The organism is Streptomyces sp. NRRL F-5755, from assembly GCF_001279365.1.
Lineage (GTDB): Bacteria > Actinomycetota > Actinomycetes > Streptomycetales > Streptomycetaceae > Streptomyces > Streptomyces rimosus.
Genome location: NZ_LGCW01000196.1, coordinates 1 through 379, shown reverse-complemented (window position 1 = coordinate 379; position 379 = coordinate 1). Strand labels below are relative to the sequence as shown.

The 379-nt window shown below is 58.8% G+C and carries 1 rRNA gene; it reads left to right on the top strand.

Annotation, left to right across the window (positions count from 1 at the left end):
• A 23S ribosomal RNA gene (locus ADK86_RS17520) occupies positions 1-379 on the top strand; the annotation flags it as partial.

Sequence of the window (379 nt, the reverse complement as noted above, 5' to 3'; positions counted from 1 at the left end):
CCCAGGGTAAGTCGGGACCTAAGGCGAGGCCGACAGGCGTAGTCGATGGACAACCGGTTGATATTCCGGTACCCGCTTTGAAGCGCCAAACATCGAATCCATTAATGCTAAGGCCGTGAAGCCGCCCTGGAGTCTTCGGACAAAGGGGAGTGGTGGAGCCGCTGACCCAAGGTGGTAGTAGGTGAGTGATGGGGTGACGCAGGAAGGTAGTCCAGCCCGGGCGGTGGTTGTCCCGGGGTAAGGGTGTAGCCCGGAGGGTAGGCAAATCCGTCCTCCATGCAGGGTGAGACCTGATGCCGAGCCGATTGTGGTGAAGTGGATGATCCTATGCTGTCGAGAAAAGCCTCTAGCGAGTTTCATGGCGGCCCGTACCCTAAAC